Raw genomic sequence first — 242 nt, 5'->3', positions numbered from 1 at the left:
GATGTGGTGACCGTGAACGTCAATGGCGTTAACTTGACCACTACGGTACAAGCGGGTGGTACCTGGGCAGTAACGGTTGCCGGCGGGCAATTGGTACTTGATGCTGACAAAGTGATTAACGTCAGCAGTGCAGCAACCGATGCAGCAGGCAACGTGGGCAACGCCACTGCGGATGCGAGCTACACAGTCGACATCACCACACCAGTGGTGGTGGTCAATCCAATTACGGGTGACAACATCAT

The 242-nt window shown here is 54.5% G+C and carries 1 protein-coding gene; it reads left to right on the top strand.

The genetic code is table 11. The features are described 5' to 3' along the window. The coding region (locus GBI66_RS19570; protein WP_308464070.1) for a hypothetical protein at positions 1-242 on the top strand (242 nt) is incomplete at both ends.

This window comes from Acinetobacter sp. TUM15071 (genome assembly GCF_008980925.1).
Classification (GTDB): domain Bacteria; phylum Pseudomonadota; class Gammaproteobacteria; order Pseudomonadales; family Moraxellaceae; genus Acinetobacter; species Acinetobacter dispersus.
This window is presented reverse-complemented; position numbering and strand designations above follow the sequence as displayed.